Below are 22,705 nucleotides of genomic sequence, written 5' to 3' on the forward strand. Positions count from 1 at the left end.
ATGACCGGTATGCGCCAACCGTCAACGTCGCGACGTGGTCATCGTCAGGCTGCTCGAACGTCCAGCTGATCTACCGCTGCGATCACGCCTCTGAGCTCCGCCAGTCCCTTCAGCCGGCCGATGCACGAATAGCCTGGATTGACCGTCTTCGTCTGGTCGTCGATCAGGAGATGGCCGTGGTCGGGACGCATTGGAATAACGCTGTCGGTCCTGCCGACTGCGGCCCGTCGACGTTCTTCTCGGCGCAGTACCGAAATCAGTGAAACCATGTTGACGTCGCCACCAAGGTGCTCGGCTTCGATGAAGGAGCCATCTGGTTCCTTGCTGACATTTCGCAGGTGCGCGAAGTGGATGCGCTCGGCAAAGCGGCTCGCCAGGTCGACGACGTCGTTTCCGGGACGCGAGCCGTAGGAACCGGCGCAAAGGGTTATGCCATTGGCGGTGTGATCGACCGCCGAAAAAATGGTCCCGATATCTTCCGCCTTCGATACGACGCGCGGCAACCCGAACAACGAGAACGGAGGGTCGTCCGGGTGAATTGCAAGACGGACATTGTTTTCGACGGCGACCGGCACGACCTCCTTGAGAAAGTCGACCAGATTGCTGCGCATGTCGTCGTCTGAGAGATCGTCAAACGCTGCAATATGCGTGCGGATGGTTTCGCGCGTGTGGCTGTCCTCGCCGCCGGGCAGGCCAGCGATAATATTTTTTTCGAGGGTTTGCACATCCTCGTCCCTCATGCCCGCCAATCGCTTTCGCGCTGCCTCGACCAGTGCGGCGTCGTAGCTGTCTTCGGCTGCCATACGCTTCAAGACAAAGACGTCATAGGCGATGAAGTCGATCATGTCGAAGCGCAGCGCCAGACCGCCGACGGGGGTTGGGTAAAGGAGGTTTGTGCGCGTCCAGTCCACGACCGGCATGAAGTTGTAGCAGACAATCGGCACGCCGCCTTTGCCGAGATTGGCGAGGCTCTGCTTCCACGCGTCGACATAACGGCGCCAGTTTTCGTTTCGCAGTTTGATCGCCGAATTGACGGGGATGGACTCGCAGACCGACCAGGCCATGCCGGCATCTCTCACGAGTGCCATTCGTTCGGCCACGTCCTCCGGCCTCCAGACGCGGCCGTCATAGATATGGTGGAGGGCCGTCACGATACCCTGTGCGCCCGCCTGACGGGCATGGGACAATGTAACCGGGTCCTGAGGTCCGAACCAGCGCCAACTTTCCAACATAGGATACCTCCTCGAAATGTTGGACAATTAATCGCAATCTCATCGCTGGATGCAAGAAGAAATCGATCATTGTGAAATTAAGCCCAACATATTAGGCTGGCAGTTATGGAAACGGAGGTCATTGGCGTGGAGTCAGGCAATCGCGCTTCGGCAGTCGATGACGTCGTACGGCAAATCCGCCTTCTGATCCGCGAGCGCGGGCTTGGTGTAGGTGACGTCTTGCCGAGCGAGGTCGAACTGGCCACGATGTTCGATTCCAGTCGGAATACGGTGCGTGAGGCCTTCCGCACGTTGAAGGCATATGGGGTCGCTGAATCCAGGCAAAAGGTCGGCGCCGTCCTGACAGACCAGCATCAAGACGCGATGCGCGATCTCTTTTCTTTTGCCATGGAGATTTCCGTCGATGCTTTCCGCGACATACAGGGGTATCGGCGGCTGACGGAAATGAACCTGTTCGATGTGCTCGCCGAGCGCCTTACGGAACAGGCTCTTGCCGAAATGGAGGCGGTCAATGCGTCCATTCTGACAGCGCAAAACGCCGAGCGTGCCTCCGAACTCGATTTCCAGTTTCACCGCATGCTGGTGGATGGCGCGGGCAATCGCACATTGTCGGAAACCTATGGCATGCTGAAGCCGGTCATTCAGCGCTTGATGCTTGCGGGCAAATCGCAACGATTGGCGCTGCAGACTGTTGTAACCGAGCACAGCGACATTCTTCAAGCGCTGCGCGATCGCAACCGGATTGCTTTCATCTATCACATGGATCGGCATCTGAGCGCCGGTCTTGAATTCATTTCCGAATGAATGCGGCAAGAGGTGGAGAAGACCGATGGGAGAATTTGCCGGCAAGACTGCAGTTGTCACGGGCACGACCGGGATCGGACGCGCGATCGCATTGCATTTGGCGCGAGAGGGCGCCGCCGTTGCCGCCCTCGGCATCGATGAAAAGGCCAATGCTGAGCTTGCCGAGATCGCTGCTGCAGACGGACTGGCCCTGCGCGTCATCCATACGGATGTCTCCATTCCCGCCAGCGTGCGTGATGCCTTTGCCCAGACCATCGCTGTCTACAAAGGCCTCGATATCATCGTCAACTCGGCGGCCGTGCATCCCTATGGCAATGCCACGGATACGCCCTTCGAGACCTTCATGCGCTGCATGGCGGTGAACGTCGGCTCGATCCATCTGACGGCGGAGCATGGCGTGCCAGAAATGCGCAAGCGCGGCGGCGGCGCCATCATCAACATCTCGAGCGTGCAAGGCTTTGCCTGCCAGCCCGGCGTCTCAGCCTACGTCGCTTCGAAGGGCGCGATCCATGCGTTGACGCGAGCGATGGCGATCGACTTCGCCGCAGACAAGATTCGCGTCGTATCGATCAGCCCGGGTTCTGTGCGTACGCCGATCCTGGAACTCGCCGCGCGAACGTTCGAAGGAGACGATGCCGATGTCGATGCCGTCTTTCGGCGTTTCGGCGAAGCGCATCCGCTTGGCCGCATTGGCGAGCCCGAAGAGGTGGCCGCGCTTGCTGCCTTCCTTGCCTCGGACAACGCTGCCTTCATTACCGGATCGGATCACCGGATCGATGGCGGGTTGACGGCCGGTATAGGCGTGCGTTGAAGCCTATTTTCAAAATCCCCTTGCGTTGGCACCGGTCCTAGGCGCACTCCACCAAACGTCAGACGAGACCGGTGAGCAGGGCTACGCCGGCCAGCGCGGCAATGCCGCCGGCCGAGCGTGCGATAACTGCGCCCCGCCGCTCGCTCACTTTGCCGATCAGATAGCCAAGGCCAATGCCGGCAAGGTTTAGTGCTGCGGTGGCCAGCATGAAACCCGCCGCATAAGCGACACCGCCTGCCGCGGCCGGCATCTCAGAGCCGTGCGCGTGTCCATGAAAGATCGCAAACAGGCCGACGACCGCTGCCGCGATGGCGACCGGAGCCTGGATGCCCAGCGCAACGACAGCGCCCAGGACGATCACGGAAAGAGCAATTCCGGCTTCGACAAAGGGCAAGGCGATCCCCATCATGCCGAGGGCGCCGCCGATAGCCATCACCGAGACGAAGGTCAAAGGAACCAGCCAAAGCGCACGGCCGCCAATCTGCCAGGCGATAAGGCCGACCAGAACCATGGCGAGCACGTGATCGAGACCCGAAACCGGATGGCTGAAGCCGTGGAGGAAGCCAACCGTCTGTCCAACGCCGGTGTGGGCGAAGGCAAGCGACGGAGCAAGGGCGGCAGCCGCGAGCAGGACGTTGAATTTGGTGCTCTTTGAAAACATGGATGCCCCCGTTTGTGTGCAATGTCGACGCAAAAAAATGGCATGCCGGATCAGGAGGATAAAGCAAAAAATCGGTCGACACCGTCATTTGACGTAGATTTTCTTCCGACGCGTCGTGCCCCTCAGGTTGGCGGCATGGTGCCAAACACCGCAACAAGGCCGAGCACCGCCAAGCCCAAGACCATTTCTGCGGCAGTCGCCCATTTCAGCAACTGCAGCGATGGGCCGCGGGCGAGCCGCGGGACAAGAATGTAGCGATTGGTGATCGCAAGCGCGACCAAGACAAACACGATCAGGATCTTGACGCTGAGCAGGAACTGATAGTCGAGCCGCCAATTCAGCGGAGGCGATCCGATGATCAGGAACGTATTGATGATGCCAGTCGCGATCACGACTGCGACCGCAACATGGCCCGCGGTCGAAAACCGCATCAGCGCTACCCGCGCATCATTCTGCCATTTTGCGTCGCGCAGCATCGGCAGGATGACGATGACAGGCACCAACGCCCCGAGCCAGGCGCCACCGGACAGGAGGTGAAGGCCGTCGTTAAGGCGCTGCGGTGCCCGCAACGCACCACTGTTCATCGCGGCATGACCGCTGATCGTCAGACTGAGCAACAGCAATCCGGCGAACATCGCCCGGGCGCGGTGTCTGAACGGGACAGGCGCAAGGCACGACATTGCCAGGAGAACGGTGGCACCAGCCTGGGCAATCCAGGCCTGCCCGACGGTTGTTCCTGAAAGAATGGATCGCATCATCTCCGGCACAAGCGCATCGCTCCAGCCTTCCCCGATCGTTGCCGCCCGTAACGGCAGCAGCGATGCGGTCGTGCCGATGACGAGAAGGAGTGCGATGATGTACCAGTTGCGGAGCCGTCGGCTCACCTGTGCCGCCAGGTCTGCAGGCACGACCCAGCTGAGATAGGCCGATGCGCCCCACAAAAACACGGCGGCGGCATCAAACAGGAAGCGGCACAGGATGAGTGCGGCGTCTGGTGTCACGGCTTGACCGTGAAACCGTAGGTGCCATTGGTCTTGTGGCCGTCCGTTGAAAGGACGTGCCATTCCACGGCGTAGGCGCCAGGGCCAAGCTTTTCGGGAAGAGGGACCATCAAGGTCTTGCCTTCATCCATCAGCGTCGCGTCGCCGGTTTTCACCATAGCCTTGTCCGGGCCGGTGATTTTCACGCCGGAGAACTTGATGTCGAGTTCTTCGGAGAAGTGCAGGTCGAGTTCGGCAGGGGAGGTCGCGACCGTTGCCTTGTCGGCAGGCACAATTTTCGTCAGCTGTGCATGCGCGAGGGCCTGCCCGGCAAAGCCGAGGATCGCAACGGTGGACAATGCGACAAGGCGGGAAAGTGTCGGCATGATCTTACTTCCTAAATTCAGACGATGGTTTCGCAAGGGATAGGAGCCTATTGCGGTTTGGACATATCCATGCCGTCCATGTCGGAGTGGTGGTCTTTTGCACTGGCTCCGCCAGCGCTACCAACTTCAAATTCGACGACGACGGAGCCGGCCTTTTCGAATGTCAGGGTCGCCTTGATCATCTCGCCCTCCTTGAAGGGCTCTGCCACGTCCATGAACATGATGTGGAAGCCGCCTGGCTTCAGCTCGACGGTTTGACCGGCTGGAATGACGAGCCCACCGGCGACGGGGCGCATCGTCATCACGCCGTTGTTGACGCTCATCTGATGGACTTCCGTCTTTGCTGCGCGCTCGGAAGTGATGCTGACAAGCTTGTCGTCGGTCGAACCGGCGTTGGTGAGTTTGAGGTATCCGCCGCCGACCTTGGCGCCTGGCACCATGGCGCGTGCATGCGGATGGCCAATTGCGATGTCGCCGGCCTTGAAGTCATGGGAATTGGCGATTGCGGCGAAAAGGCCAGCAAACAATAGGGCTGTGACGAGTCTCAAAAGCTGCTTCATAATGTTCTCCAACAGGACAGGCTCCTTGAACGGCACGAAAAGCCGCGGCGTCGACGAGAGCTTCCTTGCGAAATGAAAATGCGACGTAGATACGCTTTGGTTCGGGGCTAAACGGATCCCAGAGGGTCGGCCACCTTAACGGCAAGCATTGCAGCATTCGCTGTCAAGCAAATGCCCAGTTGCGGGGAGGCGCCCGCGGTCCGGTATTTGGCGGGAGTATTCGCCGCGGAGATATCTCGGTGTGGTAGACCTGCCTGGCAGCGGTTAAGGGCCAAATATGCTTCGTGCCAGAGTTCTCAGGAACAGGCAGCAAGACCGAGGCACCGATCCGGCAGGCCTCGCAGCCATGCATTTGTGCCTTTTCATGCTTGTGCATCCCACCAGCTTTGCCAGCAACGCAGATAACGGGAAGCGTGCCGTCCGGCAGAACGTATTCAGCAAATTCGGCAGGGACGAGGGCGCCCTTGGCAAAGGATGGCGACTGATGAGCGAAGCCGACAAGCAGCAGCGCGATGGCGCAGGTCATGCGTACCATCCATTGCGTGATTTTCGCTTGCCTCGCTCTCAACCGTCATTCTCCCTGACCGGACGTCAGTATGGGAGACTTCAATAAATCTCAATGCGGCAATTTGAAAGGGGCTCGCGGCGGGATCGCTGACGCTGTTGCGGCGCGTGAGGGCTGCACATTGAATGAGGACGGCAATGTGTACACATTGTCTGGATGCTGGAACTCCGATTTCCAGTTCTATTGGAGGACTTTCACATCACAAAGGGCTCCGGTGGAAAAGGAAAGTGGACCGCCGGCGACGGGACTGAACGCACCATTCGATTTCTGGAACGGATGGAATGCGCCATCCTGTCGTCCCACCGCAACCGTCCGCCTCGGGGCCTCAATGGAGGGGGCGACGGTAGGGTTGGGGTAACAAGTGTCCGCCGGTTGGATGGTCGGATCGAAATACTAAGGGCGAGTGATCAGACAGTGCTCGAGGCGGGGGAGGCCGTCACGGTCGTTACGCCGACCGCCGGCGGGTTTGGAAACTGACCCTAGTCGACGGCGGAGGCGATTTGATCGCGTGCAGGCTACCTCGCCTGCACGGCGGTGCCGTCCTCCCAGACATTGCCACGCCACACGTTGCCTTCACCCTGCGCGTCGAACGACGTGGTTGGCCCGTAAACGGCGCAATTGCCATTCGGCCCCCGTTCCCACACATTGTCGGTAACGACGATGAAGGTCGGGTTGTCACCGAAAGGCTTTCCATGGTTCAGTCCAAACGATGTGCAAAATCCACCTGGTGTCGCCAGAAAGAGATTGTGCTCGAAAGTGAATCTGGAGAGCGATGCAAAATCACCATAGATCTGTGCGCTGCCGGAGCATCCTCCTCCAACGTCATTGTCCGGCACGTCGCAGCCTATTGTGTTGTGACGAACCGTGACATCACCCCAACCGAAGGCCGCGTAGCCGCCAAGATGTGCTGGTTCTCCAGGCTGCATGTATTGGCCATGCAACCACGAGTCCTCGATAAGGCAATTTGGCGAGCAATGGATGCTTGCCCCCCCGCCCCTCACTTCTACACGTCTTACAGTCACGTTTGAATAGCCAAGGGCAGCAGACTCCCAACGCCCCGCATCGACCACACTGTCCTCGATCGTCAGGGAGGCGCCGGGGGTGTCGACATCGATCCGGTTTGTCGTGCTCCGCGTTATGCGAACACCGGGCGCCATGATGTGCAAGTCGCAAGTCACCCGTTTGGCGTCGATCACCGTGTTCGGTTCGGCAATTCCGCATGGACCCGTGTAGGGCGTAAGCTCAGTGCCCTTCGGCACGCCGGTATTGTTCGGGCCAGGAAACGAGCTACGGTCGATTGCCTGCGCGCTGCTGGCCCGGTGCAGTGGCGCAACGACGGTCAGAACCGACAGGCAAAGCAAGACAATCACTGCTTCAGTCTGCTTTTGCATGTTTTTCACCCTTTCGACCGGTGTCAACCTTGGCCAGATTTTCGCGTCTTGCGGATGTCATCTGCGATGTTCGGCGCGATGACGATGGCTCCCGTATTCTTTGAAGGAGTTCCAGCTATGGACCGCGGGTTCCAGCGACGGCTTAGCGTCGTCGCATCAGTCGCGCCGCAGGCAAGTGAAACCATGATAGCGGCTCTGTAGCCGCGGATAAGTACGAGGCCGACAAAGGCCAGTCCGCGCGCCCTCCAAGCGCTCAGGCGCTCTGAGCTGCAAATCCGTCTCACTTCTGCAACGGGAGAAAGAGCAACAGCGGCGGCCCGCACGATCCAGCGCAACCTCCAGCCGCGCCTGCCCTTTATACGGGCAAGATCATGGGCAGTGTGTCGCTGCCACTTCAAGGCCAATTCCGAAAAACTCTTGCGAGCGGGATGGTAGGCAATCATTTTCTCGCAATAGTGCGTTCGATAGCCTCCTTTTAAAGCTCGCTGACCCCAATCACGATCTTCGGCAATATCGATGCCCCCAAATTCACCGACCGAGGCGAAGACCTCCGCGCGCACTGCCAGGTTGCCGGTTCCCGTGAATCCCTGCTTTGCTATGTACTCCTTCATGCGATAGGCGAACACGCTTTCATAGGCCTCCAAAAGCGTCGGATGGCTTGGATTTTCGCATCCGATCCGCACGTCTCCGCCAAGGATGGACTTATTTGCATCAGAGGAAAACTGGTGCTCGATTTCATCCAACCACCCATCTGCGGCAACACAGTCAGCATCGATGAACGCAAGGGTGTCTCCGGCCGCGTTTGCTACACCGAGATTACGGGCCGGACCTGGACCGGGCACCGATTGCGACAGAAGCCTGACATTTGGAAAGGACGCGCAGACCTCCACGGGCATCTGTTTCGACCCGTTATCCACCACGATTATCTCCACCGAGAGCCTCGGATTAACCTCGCGTGTCAGCGAAGCCAAGCACCTTCGGAGCATTTCGGGCTGGTCAAGATGCGGGATAATGACGCTTATCATTGACGTCCAACCTCCTGCGAAACACCGTGCGGTAGGCAGTCAAATAGCGGCGAGCTTCGTTTGCCCACTGGAACTCACGCTCGGCGACGGCTCGTCCCACAGCTGACATCTCCATGCACCGCTGCGGATCATCCACAAGCGCAAGAATTCCGTCCGCGAGGCCTTCTGGCGAATGCTCCGGGACCACAAGGGCCGCTTCTGCAGCATCGCGCCTCGCTTGCCGAAGGTTGAACTGAACGATGGGCAGGCCCAGCATCATGTATTCAAAGACCTTGTTCATTGACAGCTTGTCGTTGAATTCGTTGGGCGGATCGGGAATGACACCGATGTTGAGCGCAGACAGATGCGCCATGAGCGGCTGACCGCTCAGATAGCCACTGAAGCGCAAGGAATCGCCAAGGTTCAGGTCGGCTGCGAGCTTTTTCAACCGACCAAGTTCGGGACCATCGCCAATGATGAGGCCATGGACGTCGTTTCGCTTGCGCACGTGGATAATCTCGGCGAGGGCGCGCACCATGGTCTCCACGCCATCCTGCTCACCCATGATGCCAAGATAGCCAATCAGGTGCTTGCCGGGAGCGACGAGCGACTGATCCGCAATGGTGCGCCGGAACCGCGATGCTTCCGGATAACTCTTGACAACGACGACGCGATCGGGAGCCATGCCGCCTCGTGCGACGGCAATGTCACGAAAGGTCTCGTTCGTCGCGATGCTGGCGTCCGCCATCCGGAATGTCTGCCGTTCAAAGAAGCAGAGCAACCGGTGAAATATGTCCTTCCGCCCAAACTTGGTAACATAGAGTTCCGGGCTGAGATCGTGGTGGTCGAATACAAAGCGTGTGCCGAATAGCAATTTATGGATCAGCGCCACCAGGAACATCAGGTCGGGGGGATTGCACGCCTGAATGGCGTCGATTGACTGGCGTCGGCGAACGCGGAAAGAGAGACAGGTCTGGTGAAAAAGCGCAAAGCAATACTCTCTCAAGTATCCAGCTGCGCTAGAGGCCTCGCGAAGAGCGTGCCGGTATATATGGACACCCTCCAGGACTTCGTAGCTTTTTTCGTGTCCCTTTCCCTTGGGGCATATCACCGACACCTCGTAGCCGGCCTCAGCCAGTGCCTTCGCTTCCTGCCAGACCCGACGATCGAACGGGACCGGCAGATTCTCGACCAGGATCAGAATGTGATGGTTGCTAGGAATGACAGCCTCCCGTGTGTTCAAAACACATCAAGGCTCGATGATACGGTCCCGCCGCCACGCCACTCTAGTTACCAAACCGGTTAAAAAGGGTGGCTTTTGGTTGATCCGTGGTTCAACCATATGGGTATCTATGAATCTGGACAGTATTGTATGTAAAGATATTTCGAGATTTGCTTGTTTACATGAGTAGCAAAAGGAAAACACGTCGGTGCCGGAGGAAATTTCCCGAGAAAGAGATGGAAGTACATTGCTCCGTCCGATTTCTTCTGGCGACGTGCAGCGAGTGGCAGACTTCCTTCATGCAGAGCTGAATGGGCGGCTGTCACCAGCGACATGGGCATCTGCGATACGGCCATCATGGCAGGCAACGTCCCCCAATCACGGTTACATGCTGGTCAGTGGAGAACGCATAGTCGGTGTGTATGTTGCCTTTTATTCGGCGCGACGCGTTGGAGAAAGTGTCGAGAAGTTCTGCAACTTGAGTGCCTGGTGCGTCCTGGATGGCTATCGAGCGCATGGCCTGCGACTCTTAAAGGCACTCCTTGACCAGGGTGGCTACACGTTCACCGATCTGTCGCCAAGCGGGAATGTCGTTCCGCTCAATCGTCGGCTCAAGTTCCAGCAAATCGACACAGCAGCTGCCCTGGTGATAAACCTTCCTCGGCCGAGTTGGGGAAGCGGCGTTTCGATTGTCACCGATCCACGTCTAATCGAGCGTCACCTCGACGAACGCAATCTCGGTATCTACAAGGACCATGCCCTTGCTCCCGCCGCACATCATCTCGCTGTGATAAAGCGCGATCGCTGCTGCTACGTCATATTCCGCAAGGATACGCGCAAAAGGCTTCGGGTATTTGCGTCGATCCTGCATGTAGGGGACCGCGACCTTTTCGCGGAGACTGCTCACCACATCTTTAGCTACCTGCTAACGCGCTTTGGTGTTGTCGCGACCTTTGTCGAAGACCGCTTTGCCGACGTGCACCCAAAACTGTCCATCTCGCTTCGATCGCCGCGTCCAAAGATGTTCCTGAGCGACCGAGTGTCTCCGAGCGAGGTCGACTACCTCTACAGCGAACTGACCTGCGTACCTTGGTAGTGAGGAGTTTGGACATCAATGCAGCCGCCGATTAAGAGCAATATTTCCGATCTGCTTCGCCATGGGGCAGCTTCGTTCGGCAATTCTCCTGCGCTGACATACAAGAACATCACCAGTAGCTACGTTGAGCTATGGCAAAACGCTTGCGGATTTGCCTCAGCCCTTGGCGCCCTCGAAATCAGACCAGGCGACCGCGTGGCGGTTCTCCTCGATAAACGCGTGGAGACCATCGTTTCGATATTCGGAACGGCGGCGGCACGTTGCGTGACGGTGCCCATCAATCCCGTATTGAGGTCACAACAAGTCGCCTACATACTAGCCGACTGCGATGTCAGGATATTGGTAACATCGGCAGATCGCCTGGCCCAACTCCGGGACCACCTCGCTGACATTCCATCGCTGGAACATGTCGTCCTTGTCGATGGCTCGAGGTCAGAAGCAGGAAAGGATGGAGGGTATCCAACCACCCGTTCGTGGATCGAACTGGTTCCAACAGAAGCCGACGAACCTCCAGCGACAGGCGTCGACTGTGATGTTGCAGCTATCCTCTACACCTCCGGAAGCACGGGCAGGCCGAAAGGCGTAGTCCTCAGTCATCGCAATATCATCGTGGGCGCCGAGAGCGTAAGTCACTATCTCGCAAACGGTCCGCACGACACGATCCTGTCCGTGCTGCCACTGAGTTTCGACGCGGGATTGAGCCAGTTGACGACGGCCTTCAACTCCGGCGCTCATGTCGTGCTTATGAACTACCTTCTGCCCGGTGATGTCGTGCGGCTATGCGAGAAGCACAAGGTGACGGGGATTACCGGCGTTCCACCTTTTTGGATTCAGGTCGCGGGCCTTAGCTGGCCAACCGAGGTCGGCGCTCGACTGCGCTATTTCGCAAATACAGGCGGGAGGATGCCCAAGGCGACACTCGACCGACTTCGTGCTTCGTTTCCCAATGCGCTTCCCTATCTGATGTATGGACTGACAGAGGCGTTTCGATCGACCTATCTCGACCCGTCGCAGATCGACCGGCGGCCGGATTCGATCGGCAAGGCGATCCCCAATGCAGAAATCCTTGTCGTGCGGCCCGACGGAACGCTCTGTAGTCCGGGCGAACCGGGCGAATTAGTCCACAGGGGCCCGCTCGTGGCGCTTGGGTATTGGAACGATCCTGCCCGCACCAGCGAACGCTTCCGACCGTGGCCAGCAACCGGCGCCAGCTGGCGGCAACCGGAAATGGCGGTGTTTTCGGGAGATACCGTGGTTCGTGATGAAGAGGGGTTCCTGTACTTCGTTGGTCGCCGCGACGAAATGATCAAGACGTCAGGGTACCGTGTCAGTCCAACCGAAATCGAGGAGGTCGCCTATGCCTCGGGTCTGGCGCGCGACGCCGTTGCCATGGGGATCGATGACCAAGCCCTGGGGCAGCGTATCGTTCTGATCGCCAGTCCGATCGCCGAAACGCTGGATGTGGGTGCCTTATTGACCGCATTCAGACATCGGTTGCCGCAATACATGGTGCCCTCGAAGGTCATCGAGATGGCGTCCATTCCAACCAACCCAAACGGCAAGTTCGACCGCGTTCTCTTGAGGGAGCAATTGGACAGTGAGTGAACATCCTTCCATTGACATGTTCGACGTCGCCGAAGACTGCCTGGCTGTCGGCGGAGTTCGCCTGGATCGTCTCGCGGATCGCGTCGGAACGACACCCTTCTTCGCCTATGATCGCCGATTGATAACCGCGCGAGTGGCCTATCTCCGCTCGGTTCTGCCAAGGGACGTCAAGTTGAGCTATGCCGTCAAGGCCAACCCGATGCCGGCAGTGGTCCAGCATATCGCCGGGCTTGTCGATGCGTTCGACGTTGCTTCCGCATTCGAAATGAAGACCGCGCTAGACACCGTGGTGCCTGCCTCCAACATCAGTTTTGCAGGTCCCGGGAAAACGTCGATCGAATTAACCCAGGCCATCGCCGCTGGCGTGACGATCGAGATGGAATCGGAGTCGGAGGCGTCCCGCATCATCGAAGCTGGAAACCGCCTCGGCATCCGACCAAGAGTGGCTTTGCGAGTGAACCCAAATTTCCAGGTCAAAGGTTCCGGGATGAAGATGGGAGGGGGGCCGCAACAGTTCGGCGTTGATGCCGAAGAGGTGCCGTCTCTGCTTGGAAAACTGGCAAGTGCAGATCTGGATTTCCTCGGATTCCACGTATTCGCAGGTTCGCAAAATCTTCACTCGGATATTCTTTGCGAAGCTCTCTCTCGCAATGTCGAACTGCTGCTGGAGCTTTCCGGAAAGTATGGGCAGTCCGTTCGCTACCTCAATCTCGGTGGTGGTTTCGGGATCCCGTATTTTGAAAAGGATCGTGCTCTCGATCTCGTTCCAGTTGGAAAGAGGCTTACCGAGCTGGTTGAAACCGCAATCCGTCCTGCATTGCCCGATGCGAAGGTTGTCATTGAGCTTGGCCGATACCTCGTTGGCGAAGCTGGCGTTTATGTAACGAAGGTCGTTGACCGGAAGGTGTCGCGGGGCCGGGTCTATCTGGTGGTCGACGGAGGGCTTCACCATCAATTGGCCGCATCAGGCAATTTTGGCCAGGTGATCCGCCGCAACTATCCCATCGTCATCGGCAACAAGATGAATAAGCTTGAGCGGGAGACCGTTTCGGTAGTCGGTTGCCTTTGCACCCCACTCGATCTGCTCGGTGACAACGTCTGTTTGCCACCCGCAGACGTGGGCGATCTCGTCGTTATCTTCCAAGCCGGTGCCTATGGCCTGACCGCTAGTCCCACCGCATTTCTTGGGCATCCCATGCCGCCGGAGGTGCTGGTCTGAAACGTCGTTACCACTTTCCACTATCATTGTGAGGCATCATGAACTCTTCAACGCTCGAATCTGTGAAAGACGTCATCGCCGAGACCCTCGGCATCGAGGATAGGGCCCGCATCGCGGACCCATCAACCCCGCTGTTCGGCAATTTGCCGGAACTTGATTCATTCGCCGTGCTCAGCCTGGCGGCAGCACTCGAATCGCGGTTTGGGATTCACATCGACGACGATGATTTCAGCGCTGAGCTCTTCGAAACGGTTGGATCGCTTGCGTCCTTCGTAGACCGGCATCGTCCGAAGGCGGAGATCGCCGTCGGCTAGCGACCTCAGGAAGACAAAGTGCTGCAAACCAAGCAGAGGAATTCGCGATGGCTTTGGCTCCATCGAATAAGGCGAACTAAAGTAGGCGAGGGAAACAATGACAGCACTAGCAGACAATGTTCTTCCGCTCCGCACCAGGGAAACCGGGACGAGCGTCGCTGTCGTCATCGTAACGTTCAACAGTGCCGGTGCCCTGCCCCCGTTATTGGATTCCCTTGTTGATGGTTTGCAGGGTGTGGATCGTTTCGAGATCATTGTTGTCGATAACGATTCAAAAGATGGATCGGCTGAAATCGCTGAGACGCATCCGTTGCGCCCTACCGTCATACGCACGGGTCGCAACGCCGGTTATGCAGCGGCAATCAATATTGCTGCCCGCCGAGCTGATATCGCAGCCCATCTGCTGATCTTGAATCCCGATCTTCGGCTCTTTCCAGGTGCGGTCGGGCCACTCGTCGAACAAGTCGCAACGTCGACAGTAGGGGTAGTCGTTCCTATCAATTACAAGGAAGACGGAAGCATCGACCCCACCTTACGACGCGAGCCGTCCATCATCACCGCCTGGGCTGATGCCATTCTAGGGGGCAATCTTGCCGCGCGGCTTGGGTTGGGGGAGATCGTGGGCGAGCTACGTCACTACGATCGGCGACAGTCCGTGCAATGGGCAACCGGATCCGCGCTCCTTGTTGCGGCTAGAGCCCGAAAAGTTGTCGGTGCCTGGGATGAAACGTTTTTTCTGTACAGTGAAGAGGTCGACTATCAGCGAAGGATTCGCGAAGCTGGGTTTGACATCGTCTATGAACCGCGATCCAAGGTGATGCATGCCGGCGGCGGCAGTGGCGGAGGACCTCGTCTGTTCGCGTTGCTGACCGCCAACAGAATTCGCTACTACGCCCGTCACCACGGCGCGCTGCGAACCTCGGTTTTCAAGTTCGGCGTGATCCTCGGACATGCGGTCAGATCCTGGCGCGGAGCAACCCATCGCGCCGCACTGATGAGCGCAGTTTCTCCCCTTCGATCTGCTGCTGCATTTGTGGAAAGTACGCGGGGCTAAGATGGCGAGGCGAGGTGAGTACCGTATCGTTAATTTTCACGGGATTGGAGCGCCACTGCGTGAGCTTGAGCCCGGCGAAGAAGACTACTGGCTTAGCCGTGATCGCTTTCTGGCGATCCTCGATCGCATTGCATCTCATCCCGCGCGCCAACGAATACAAATCACGTTCGACGACGGAAATGCCTCCGATCTGTTGATCGCTGCACCCGAACTTCGACGGCGCGGTCTTCGCGCGGAGTTTTTTGTCTTGACCGGGCGCATAGGACAGGCGGGTTCTCTTAGCGCAGATGACATCCGTACCCTTATTGCTCAGGGAATGCGTATCGGTAGCCACGGCGTTGGTCATCGCGACTGGACACGACTGACAACCAGCGAACTTCACTTTGAACTCGAAGCGTCAAAAGCGCAGCTGGAAGAAATATGTGGTTGTCCCGTCAACACAGCTTCGATGCCGTTTGGATGGTATAATGCCTCTGTTCTAAAGCAAATACGAAATGCGGGATACAGGGCGGCTTACTCAAGTGGGGGAGGGAGCGCTGAAGTGGAGGGCTTTCTCAGACCTAGGAACTCCGTGCGAGCCGAGACCGCGGACAGTGCGCTCGACGATGTTTTGTCAGGACAGATCCCTTTCTGGAGAAGGCTTCGTAACGCCGCGCGAACGAAGTTCCGGGTGTAAGCCTTCGCGCATCACGGTTTGGAAGGTCTTCGCCGAAGAGCGTTGACAGCATGGAGAGACTGAGATGGCAAGGTTGCTGCTGGTGGCGCCGACATGCAATGGTGAAGATGTTGGCGAGGCATGGGTCGCATATCAGTGGGCTCGGCGGCTCGGTGAGCGTCACGATGTGACGTTGCTGACCTATCATAAGAAAGGTGCAACACCTGCCTCTCGCCAACTTAGCAACGTGAAAATCGTGGAGTGGAGCGAGCCACCGGTCCTTGGTCGGGCAGAGCGACTGAACAGCATTCTGAAGCCTGGTTACATTCCCTTTTATTACCGTGCGCGACGTTGGATCCGCCAAGCACTTACGGACGGCATGAGGTTCGATATTGTGCATCAGCCCGTGCCAGTCGCGATGCGGTATCCCTCGCCAGCTGCAAATCTCGGTTTGCCACTGGTCATCGGGCCGGTTGGAGGCGGCCTCAATACCCCCCCGGGATTTGTTGGCGAGGATAGCTCGGCCCCGTGGTACGCTCGGTTGCGCAATCTCGATCGCCATCGTCTTCGCTGGGACCCACTCCTGAGGCGAACGTACGGAAGCGCCGACTGCGTTCTCGGCATCGCTGGATATGTTGAGGAGCAGTTGTCTGCCGTTCCCGTTCGGCGTTTCGAAGTCATGAGTGAGACAGGTATCGACGTGATACCGCCCCCGATCGTCAGATCCGGACAATCAGGTCCGGTGAAGCTGCTATACGCGGGGCGTCTAATCCGGACGAAGGGCGCGCGAGACATTATTAGCGCCATGGCGCTGTTGCGTGATTTGCCCGTCGAGCTCGCCATTGTCGGAGAGGGACCCGATCGCGGCGCATGCGAGGCATTAATAGCGTCTCTGGGTCTTTCCGAGCGGGTTTCCCTCTTTGGGTGGCGTCCAAAAGATGAGCTTCCCGGATTCTATCGAAATGCCGATGTCTTTGTCTTCCCAAGCTACCGTGAGCCGGGCGGAAACGTTGCACTCGAAGCCATGAGTTTTTCACTGCCGCTGGTCGTGGTTGATCGCGGCGGTCCCGGGAGTGCGACGTCGGATCTCTGTGCAATTAAGCTTAGCATCTCTACGCCGGACGCACTTGCGGTCGACATTGCCGATGCCGTACGCAGGCTTGTGGTAAGCCCCGAGTTGCGCGCGCGGATGGGCGCTGCATCTTACGCGCATGCGACGCAAACGGCATTGTGGTCCTCCAAACTTGACCGCATGGACTCAATTTATGCCGAGCTGATCAGACATGGCGCAGGGCGCAGATGACATGTGCCGCGTGCTCGGCTTTGAGGCACCACCGGTCCCAGCAGCTCATGCGCCAAGTGCGGAGCGTGGGTTAGTCATTTTGGACGAGATGAGCATCGGAAGGACTAATCGCAGTCCGAGGTGATAGCGACTAATGTTTTTCCTGGCCGTTTCTAAACGGCTGTCGAGCGTGCAGTGAGACCGGGCGGAAGATGGTAGCAAGTCCACACTATGGAATTCCTTCGAGGCGGTTATCCCTGCGCAGTTCCCTGAAGGATCGAGAGGTACGACCGCGGATTGGTTATCGAGCCGCAAAGGTGCCCGTACCTTCCGACCAAGAGGTAGACACTCGGTTGGCGTGGCCCGCCAAGCTTTTCCTTATCGGATTGCTGGTGCCGTGGATACTTCCGATTGGCTCTCTGAACCTGTCAGTCTATCGGATCGTGCTCCTGATGACTCTATTGCCGTGCCTTGTCATGTGGTTGCAAGGCAAAGCTGGCACTAAGAGAATCGCTGATTTCGGTCTTCTCCTTTTTTGTCTGTGGGCAGCGATCTCCTTCGTTGTGGTCCAAGGCGCTGCGCCCGCTATTGAGCCAGCAGGTATTCTCTTCATAGAAAGTATGGGGGCGTATTTGCTGGCACGCGTTTGTATTCGAAGCGCGAAGGACTTTCGCAATATGGTTGTGTTTGTCGCCAAGCTGATCGTCTGTATGCTGCCATTTGCTCTCTATGAGTGGGTGACCGGGACGAATCTGCTCCTTCTCGCTTTTGGAACGGTGTTCCGCACGGAAACAGCCACGAGGATGGCGCCGCGGATGGGCTTTTGGCGCGTCCAGGGGCCGTTTAGCCATTCAATTCTGTTCGGTACTTTCTGTGGAAGCATGCTCGCGCTGACATGTTTGGCAACCAAAGGCAAACATTCGGCTGTTTTTCGAGGTGTTCTTACCGTCCTGGTGGGGTTTGCTGCGCTGTTGTCAATGTCTTCTGCGCCGATCGGTGGAGTGGCAGTTCAAATCAGCTTGCTGCTGTGGAACAAGATCCTCGGCGGTTTCGCCGGTCGGTGGAAGCTGCTGTGGGTGATTGCATTTGCCGGCTATCTCGTTGTTGAGTTCGGTTCCAATCAGACACCCGCACAGTTCTATATTTCGCATTTTACATTTGATCAGCAGACGGGGTGGTTTCGACTCCTGATCTGGGAGTACGGCTCTGCATCCGTTGCCAACCATCCAATATTCGGAATTGGGCTGGGCGAATGGGCGAGGCCCGTGTGGATGGGAGATAGCGTCGACAACTTCTGGCTATTGATGGCAATGCGTCATGGCCTGCCAGCCTTTCTGCTGATGACCCTGTCTTGGCTTTGCATCTGGCTCTCTGTGGCCAAGATTAAAGTTACCGACCCGACCATTGATGCCTGCAGGACCGCTTATCTGATTTGCATGGTGACCTTTGTCTTTGTCGGCTCAACTGTCCATTTCTGGGTCGCTGCGTACGCTTGGTTTTTCTTTCTCGGCGGCTCTGGAGTCTGGTTGCTTGATTGCAAAGTCCCGCAACGGCTGGCAAGCATTGGCGACAAAAACCGCTCCAGGCACCTGAGGCGCAATGCCCTGGTCACAGAGACATGAGCATGCTGCCAAATTGACCACCAGAGCGGCTGTCGCACCCCCAGCCGTTTAACCCGTGCCGCATGGCGAACGCTTCTCAGCTCTTCAGCCAAGCGCTCCAATGAGCTGCACGGCCTTTCTGTAGGCGCGCTTAGGGTTTCGGATGGCTGAGAAAGCGGGTCTCAGCACGTCTCGGTAGTTTCCATACTTGTTGATCGGTATTTCCGAAATTTCCTTCCACGAACGCTCGATCTGTCGAAAGTAGATGTCGCCCTTTCGCCTGGCCTCCGGTGGCAGAGAAAGCATGTCTGTGTAGTTGGCTCTGGATATCATCGGATGTATTTCGTTCTGATGTGGCTTCACGTAGGAATCGCAGAATCCCCAGGAGCTCATTCTCAATTCAATGTAGGCGAGATCGAGTTTCAGCAACGCATCGAAATGCGATATGGGAGAGAGCCAGTCCTCGACAGAGCGTAGAACCTCCTCGTCCTGGGGTAGTTTTAACCGGCTCACGAGACCTTTTGCATCAAGCACGGTGTCTCGGTTCGCGTTGAGCCAAAGAAACCCGCGACCGACTTCGCCGCCGAGACCACCGACGAAATATCGGCCTTCCAGCGGCTGTACGCTCGGATGCATCTTAACATTGTTTCCACCCACGCAATGGCCCGCCCTAAGCCGCCACAGCTCCGCCTGTGAGGGCGTTGCCTCTCGATAAGGCAAGAACTCGTGGGGAAGGCCAAATGTGTGCGCCAGACGCTTTGCACAGTCTATGTCGACGTTGGCATTGGGTGCCTTCACGGTGGCAAAGGTAACCTTGCCAAGGAGTGCGCGGCAGCAAGAAAGCAACAAGCGTGAGTCGCTTCCCGCCGTCAAGGCTACGCTCGTCTTCCCAGCGCGAGCCAAGACTTCGATTGTTTGCGTCACGCGATTGAAAATCCTCGCGCAAGCTGCCGTCGGCTCGGTCGAGGTAGAAACGGGCGCAGCAGGCCAGTGACGTTTTGCAGTCCACGTGTCCAGGTCAAGATAATGGTTGCATAGGAGGCGATCAATTCCGACGTGGGCTGTTAAAATGCCGGTAAACCAACCCGCGCTGTCGACGTCGAGTGTCTTGTAGAGCCTTGCGCGAAAGCGTTGATGATACTGGTCGCCACTGAGCAACGCCGCCGCCGTTGCAGCGGCTGCACGAGCCTCCCGGTCATAAACCAGCGAGAGCGTGCCATTTGCATCGAGATAGATACGCCTGTGCGTTGGAGTGCACAGGATGAAGAGAAAACTGCCCGTCAGTCTGTAGATATGCGTTTCAACGAAATCGTCGATGTCGTCAATCTCATCAATCCTGGCGTCGATGGTGTACTGTTCACCGATCAAACGGAGTTGCTCGAGATCGATCGGTGCTCCCAGGAATGCACCGATTTGCTTTCCCGTGGCGTCAAGCACGGACACGGTTTTCGAGAATGGCGCCAGCGCAAGGTGCAGAGAGCCGAACTGGAGACGATGCCAGTCCTGGGCACAAGGTCGCGGCTCTGTGGAAATGACGAATTGGCCGTCGAGTTGATCAGATTCCAACAGCATGTGCTATTCCTTCAGCTCTCGTCGTTACGCGTCCAGGCGAAATGGCAAACAGTCTATCGGATCACGTAAAATCAAGTAAGCGTTTGCCTATCCTCTATTGGGATTAGGATGCAGCCTCCGACACACTCGGGCGGCGGAGGTTTTGCAACGGCGTTCACCTGACTATCCATCAACTCCATCGCGACTGAAACGTGGTCGCGCAATTGCCTCGGCAGTTCAAGCATATCTCTAACGATCTCCGCCGAAAGCCGCCCGCAACAGGCGCCAGCCTTGCTGGCCGATCGCTTTGTGAAGTTGCAACCGGAACCAAGGCGCCGAATAGCAGATGCCAGGATAGAGCTCTTTTGCTAGTTCGGACAGCTTGCGCGAGATCTCCCTCTCGCCCTCGTCGAAGGCTGCGCCGGCTTGCGCGGACGCATTGCCGGCGAGATCTCGCAGCAGTATCTCTGCGAGGCGATCGATGTGATGCTGACTGGAAGCGTTGCGTGCAAGGAAATGCGCGATTGCTGCGTATCTTTGCTCGATATCAGGTAATCGCGCCGATGAGTAAGTGTGCGACATGTTTCGCGAATGCATCCTGTATATTGCTTGAGCTGAGCCGATGAAGCCGACTGACCCCTCGGCCGCCAAATTGAGCCACATCGCCATGTCGCCTGCATGCGGCAGGTTGTGAGAATATCCACCGACGCTCTTTTGAGCGGCGGTCTTTACGACCGCGGTGGGCGTCGGGACGATGTTTCTTCCTTTCATCGCTTTGACAAAGTCGATGCATGACAACACCGCTGTCCGATCTCGAAGGGCGTCACCGAAAGGCTCACGCGCGACACGCGATCCGTCATCATAGATCAAAATGGCGTTGCCAAATGCAAAGCTCATACCTGGAGTCGCCGCAATCAACCTTGCTGCACGCGACAGGGCTCCAGGTGCGAGATAGTCATCGGCGGAAAGAAGCAGGAAGAGATCGGAACGAGCCCAAGCAATACCTTCGTTATACGTTTCGATATGCCCCTGGTTCGTCCTATGCTGGCGAAATTCAACTCTCTTGTCCTGTCGCGCCAGCTCCTTTGCAATCTGCGCAGAGTTGTCCGGCGACGCGTCATCAATGATAAGCACCCTCACATCCACGTCGTCTTGAGACGTGACACTTTCGACGCATTCTTTGAGAAACCTGCCGTAGCAATAGCAGGGGATCACGACATCAACAGTAGTCACGGCTACCTCGTTAGAATCAACTTGGCGTTATTGGGGTCGGTTTGCTTGATCAGGCCGTCGCATTGCAATGATGTGCGAGGGTGCAAAATTGCTTGACACAACGCCTTCTCGACGGCCGCGCCCGCCAACGCCCAGGAGGTCGATTTTACGCTCTCTGCGGCGCGCCGAGATGCCAGCTCAAAGCCCGGCGTTGTGACGACAGCCTCGATCGCGTCCGCAAGCGCGTGTGGCAGGAGCGAAGCGTATCGCACGTTCGCGTTATCCAGCACCATTCGGTTGTGATCGGCATCGTTCACGACGGGTATGCAGCCGCAGGCAAGCATTTCATGAGGCACCAGCGAGACGTTGGTGAGTGAAAGGCTCAGCCCGGCAAAGCACTTGTTGTAGATCTGGTTGAGTTTGTCTGGTGAGACAAGGCCATGATTGGTGTACGCAAAGGGAAGAGAACCCAGTTGCTGCCCGAAAAGGTGCAGTTCGATGTGGGGCTGTCGCTTGGCAAAGAGTTCAAGTGCTAGAAGGCCGATTTCAACGGCCCGACGTGGGGTGCCAGCGCGTGCATAGAATGCAACACCAGATCGATGCGACGTGGGATCAATGCGGTAGCGGGCAGTATCGCAACCAAACGGAAACCAATCCGTCACCATTCCATATTCCGTCGCAAGTTTTTCAGAAAGCCAGCGACCGGCCGTGATGCCGTGGAAGTTCATTCTATAGGTATTTTCTGCCAACGCACTGTTGGTCCCTACGGGATAAAAATACGGCTCGTAGTCTTGTATGAAGTAGAACCGTTTTCCGCGACATGGCGCATTGAAGGCAGCATAGGCTGTCGGCCAGCAGGTGGCTATAACGCCGTGTGCATCCGCCAAGCCCTGGCTGACGTCTCCTATCTCGCAGGTTATTCCGTAGTGTGAACGAGCAATATCCTCATAGTACTTGCGATCGCCGCCGTAGGGGTCATAGAAATAGACGCGATTGAGGTAGCCCTTCTCCTGCAGATGCCTGATCGTGCGAAAGATGGTCGTATGGCCGCCCGAGCCAGGTCCCGCCGGGCCAACGATCCAGTTTAATGAAATTGCCTCGCCCACCTTGACCGTTGGGACATCCTCGACCGGCGGCTTTGTAAGATCAGCCTGCAACACATCCGATGGAAAAACGTGCCAGAGAAACGTCCTTGGCCTGATTGCATCCGATAGCTTCGTTCTGATCTTGTCGGTAAACGCGCCGAGCCCTTCGTTCAGAATAAGATATTGTATTTGGCGTGCACAGCGACGCAGCTGAGCGCGTCCAAGCTTGATGACGCTAGCTGCCCGCATCAACAGGCTCATGAACGTAGCGGGAATCTTCCTTGTTGCGCGATAGGGCAATGAATCCGTCCTCGTCTTTTTTATGGCATTTGAGCTCTTTGCCGACACCGCAGGCGGATCTAGATTGTTTTAAGTTCGTCAGGGCGAGCGATGTATTTCAATATAGACTATGAAA

Annotated in this window: 22 protein-coding genes and 1 pseudogene; 11 read left to right on the forward strand and 12 right to left on the reverse strand. The window is 57.4% G+C overall.

The genetic code is table 11. The features are described from left to right. Positions 1–44: 44 nt before the first annotated feature. Positions 45–1,232 (reverse strand): mannonate dehydratase, encoded by a 1,188-nt coding sequence (gene uxuA / locus ACSQ9D_RS22390; RefSeq protein ID WP_436284158.1) that lies wholly within the window; start codon positions 1,230–1,232, stop codon positions 45–47. A 126-nt stretch (positions 1,233–1,358) separates the two neighbouring features. Here uxuA and ACSQ9D_RS22395 point away from each other — a divergent pair, with 126 nt between their 5' ends. Both ACSQ9D_RS22395 and ACSQ9D_RS22400 read left to right on the forward strand, forming a co-directional pair. Further along, positions 1,359–2,036 carry a FadR/GntR family transcriptional regulator gene (locus ACSQ9D_RS22395; RefSeq protein ID WP_436284159.1) on the forward strand — a complete coding sequence of 226 codons (678 nt, stop codon included), beginning with the start codon at positions 1,359–1,361 and terminating at the stop codon, positions 2,034–2,036. Between the two features lie 25 nt (positions 2,037–2,061). Further along, complete coding sequence (locus tag ACSQ9D_RS22400; RefSeq protein WP_436284160.1) at positions 2,062–2,847, forward strand: SDR family NAD(P)-dependent oxidoreductase; 786 nt, start codon at positions 2,062–2,064, stop codon at positions 2,845–2,847. Positions 2,848–2,905: 58 nt separating this feature from the next. Here ACSQ9D_RS22400 and ACSQ9D_RS22405 read toward each other — a convergent pair whose 3' ends face one another. From ACSQ9D_RS22405 to ACSQ9D_RS22425, 5 genes are all read right to left on the reverse strand, one after another. Further along, a complete protein-coding gene (locus ACSQ9D_RS22405; protein ID WP_436284161.1) occupies positions 2,906–3,508 on the reverse strand; it encodes a HupE/UreJ family protein in 603 nt (200 codons plus the stop codon). A gap of 122 nt (positions 3,509–3,630) precedes the next feature. Continuing rightward, complete coding sequence (gene copD, locus ACSQ9D_RS22410) at positions 3,631–4,509, reverse strand: copper homeostasis membrane protein CopD (protein ID WP_436284162.1); 879 nt, start codon at positions 4,507–4,509, stop codon at positions 3,631–3,633. After that, on the reverse strand, positions 4,506–4,874 hold the full coding sequence (gene copC / locus ACSQ9D_RS22415) for a copper homeostasis periplasmic binding protein CopC (RefSeq protein ID WP_436284163.1): 369 nt from the start codon (positions 4,872–4,874) through the stop codon (positions 4,506–4,508). Before copC ends, copD begins: the two co-directional genes overlap by 4 nt. A gap of 47 nt (positions 4,875–4,921) precedes the next feature. Then, positions 4,922–5,434 (reverse strand): copper chaperone PCu(A)C, encoded by a 513-nt coding sequence (locus ACSQ9D_RS22420; RefSeq protein WP_436284164.1) that lies wholly within the window; start codon positions 5,432–5,434, stop codon positions 4,922–4,924. 163 nt (positions 5,435–5,597) lie between these two features. Further along, complete coding sequence (locus ACSQ9D_RS22425; protein WP_436284165.1) at positions 5,598–5,960, reverse strand: hypothetical protein; 363 nt, start codon at positions 5,958–5,960, stop codon at positions 5,598–5,600. A 195-nt stretch (positions 5,961–6,155) separates the two neighbouring features. On the opposite strand from ACSQ9D_RS22425, the pseudogene ACSQ9D_RS22430 reads away from it, so the two are divergent. Continuing rightward, a pseudogene (locus tag ACSQ9D_RS22430) lies at positions 6,156–6,476 on the forward strand (hydantoinase B/oxoprolinase family protein); the annotation flags it as partial. Between the two features lie 38 nt (positions 6,477–6,514). On the opposite strand, the gene ACSQ9D_RS22435 reads toward ACSQ9D_RS22430, so the two are convergent. Genes ACSQ9D_RS22435 through ACSQ9D_RS22445 form a run of 3 tightly spaced genes read right to left on the reverse strand, consistent with a single transcriptional unit; the run spans position 6,515 to position 9,637 of the window. Next, positions 6,515–7,390 carry a hypothetical protein gene (locus tag ACSQ9D_RS22435; RefSeq protein WP_436284166.1) on the reverse strand — a complete coding sequence of 292 codons (876 nt, stop codon included), beginning with the start codon at positions 7,388–7,390 and terminating at the stop codon, positions 6,515–6,517. Between the two features lie 23 nt (positions 7,391–7,413). Continuing rightward, positions 7,414–8,415 carry a glycosyltransferase family 2 protein gene (locus ACSQ9D_RS22440; RefSeq protein WP_436284167.1) on the reverse strand — a complete coding sequence of 334 codons (1,002 nt, stop codon included), beginning with the start codon at positions 8,413–8,415 and terminating at the stop codon, positions 7,414–7,416. Beyond that, positions 8,387–9,637 (reverse strand): glycosyltransferase family 4 protein, encoded by a 1,251-nt coding sequence (locus ACSQ9D_RS22445; protein WP_436284168.1) that lies wholly within the window; start codon positions 9,635–9,637, stop codon positions 8,387–8,389. Before ACSQ9D_RS22445 ends, ACSQ9D_RS22440 begins: the two co-directional genes overlap by 29 nt. Positions 9,638–10,034: 397 nt before the next feature. On the opposite strand from ACSQ9D_RS22445, the gene ACSQ9D_RS22450 reads away from it, so the two are divergent. From ACSQ9D_RS22450 to ACSQ9D_RS22485, 8 genes are all read left to right on the forward strand, one after another. Next, a complete protein-coding gene (locus ACSQ9D_RS22450; RefSeq protein WP_436284169.1) occupies positions 10,035–10,712 on the forward strand; it encodes a hypothetical protein in 678 nt (225 codons plus the stop codon). An 18-nt stretch (positions 10,713–10,730) separates the two neighbouring features. Then, on the forward strand, positions 10,731–12,317 hold the full coding sequence (locus ACSQ9D_RS22455; protein ID WP_436284170.1) for an acyl-CoA ligase (AMP-forming), exosortase A system-associated: 1,587 nt from the start codon (positions 10,731–10,733) through the stop codon (positions 12,315–12,317). Continuing rightward, the gene (locus tag ACSQ9D_RS22460) at positions 12,310–13,536 is read left to right on the forward strand and encodes a pyridoxal-dependent decarboxylase, exosortase A system-associated (protein WP_436284171.1); all 1,227 of its coding nucleotides are present in this window, start codon (positions 12,310–12,312) and stop codon (positions 13,534–13,536) included. Before ACSQ9D_RS22455 ends, ACSQ9D_RS22460 begins: the two co-directional genes overlap by 8 nt. A 38-nt stretch (positions 13,537–13,574) precedes the next feature. Further along, entirely contained in the window at positions 13,575–13,850 is a 276-nt protein-coding gene (locus tag ACSQ9D_RS22465; protein ID WP_436284172.1) for an acyl carrier protein, read from the forward strand. A gap of 97 nt (positions 13,851–13,947) precedes the next feature. Further along, a complete protein-coding gene (locus tag ACSQ9D_RS22470; protein ID WP_436284173.1) occupies positions 13,948–14,904 on the forward strand; it encodes a glycosyltransferase in 957 nt (318 codons plus the stop codon). A gap of 1 nt (position 14,905) precedes the next feature. Beyond that, positions 14,906–15,580 carry a polysaccharide deacetylase family protein gene (locus ACSQ9D_RS22475; protein ID WP_436284174.1) on the forward strand — a complete coding sequence of 225 codons (675 nt, stop codon included), beginning with the start codon at positions 14,906–14,908 and terminating at the stop codon, positions 15,578–15,580. Positions 15,581–15,644: 64 nt separating this feature from the next. Further along, a complete protein-coding gene (locus ACSQ9D_RS22480) occupies positions 15,645–16,862 on the forward strand; it encodes a glycosyltransferase family 4 protein (protein WP_436284175.1) in 1,218 nt (405 codons plus the stop codon). Positions 16,863–17,194: 332 nt separating this feature from the next. Further along, positions 17,195–18,463: an O-antigen ligase family protein gene (locus ACSQ9D_RS22485; protein ID WP_436284176.1), complete on the forward strand. Its 1,269-nt coding sequence runs from the start codon at positions 17,195–17,197 to the stop codon at positions 18,461–18,463. Positions 18,464–18,547: 84 nt separating this feature from the next. On the opposite strand, the gene ACSQ9D_RS22490 is transcribed toward ACSQ9D_RS22485, so the two are convergent. The 3 genes from ACSQ9D_RS22490 to ACSQ9D_RS22500 form a co-directional block, all read right to left on the reverse strand. Then, a complete protein-coding gene (locus tag ACSQ9D_RS22490; protein WP_436284177.1) occupies positions 18,548–20,014 on the reverse strand; it encodes a hypothetical protein in 1,467 nt (488 codons plus the stop codon). Positions 20,015–20,242: 228 nt separating this feature from the next. Then, positions 20,243–21,226, reverse strand: a complete 984-nt coding sequence (locus ACSQ9D_RS22495; protein ID WP_436284178.1) for a glycosyltransferase family 2 protein — start codon at positions 21,224–21,226, stop codon at positions 20,243–20,245. A 2-nt stretch (positions 21,227–21,228) separates the two neighbouring features. Next, the gene (locus tag ACSQ9D_RS22500; RefSeq protein WP_436284179.1) at positions 21,229–22,590 is read right to left on the reverse strand and encodes a rhamnosyltransferase WsaF family glycosyltransferase; all 1,362 of its coding nucleotides are present in this window, start codon (positions 22,588–22,590) and stop codon (positions 21,229–21,231) included. Between the last annotated feature and the right edge of the window lie 115 nt (positions 22,591–22,705).

It is taken from the genome of Rhizobium sp. LjRoot258 (assembly GCF_964254185.1).
Classification (GTDB): domain Bacteria; phylum Pseudomonadota; class Alphaproteobacteria; order Rhizobiales; family Rhizobiaceae; genus Rhizobium.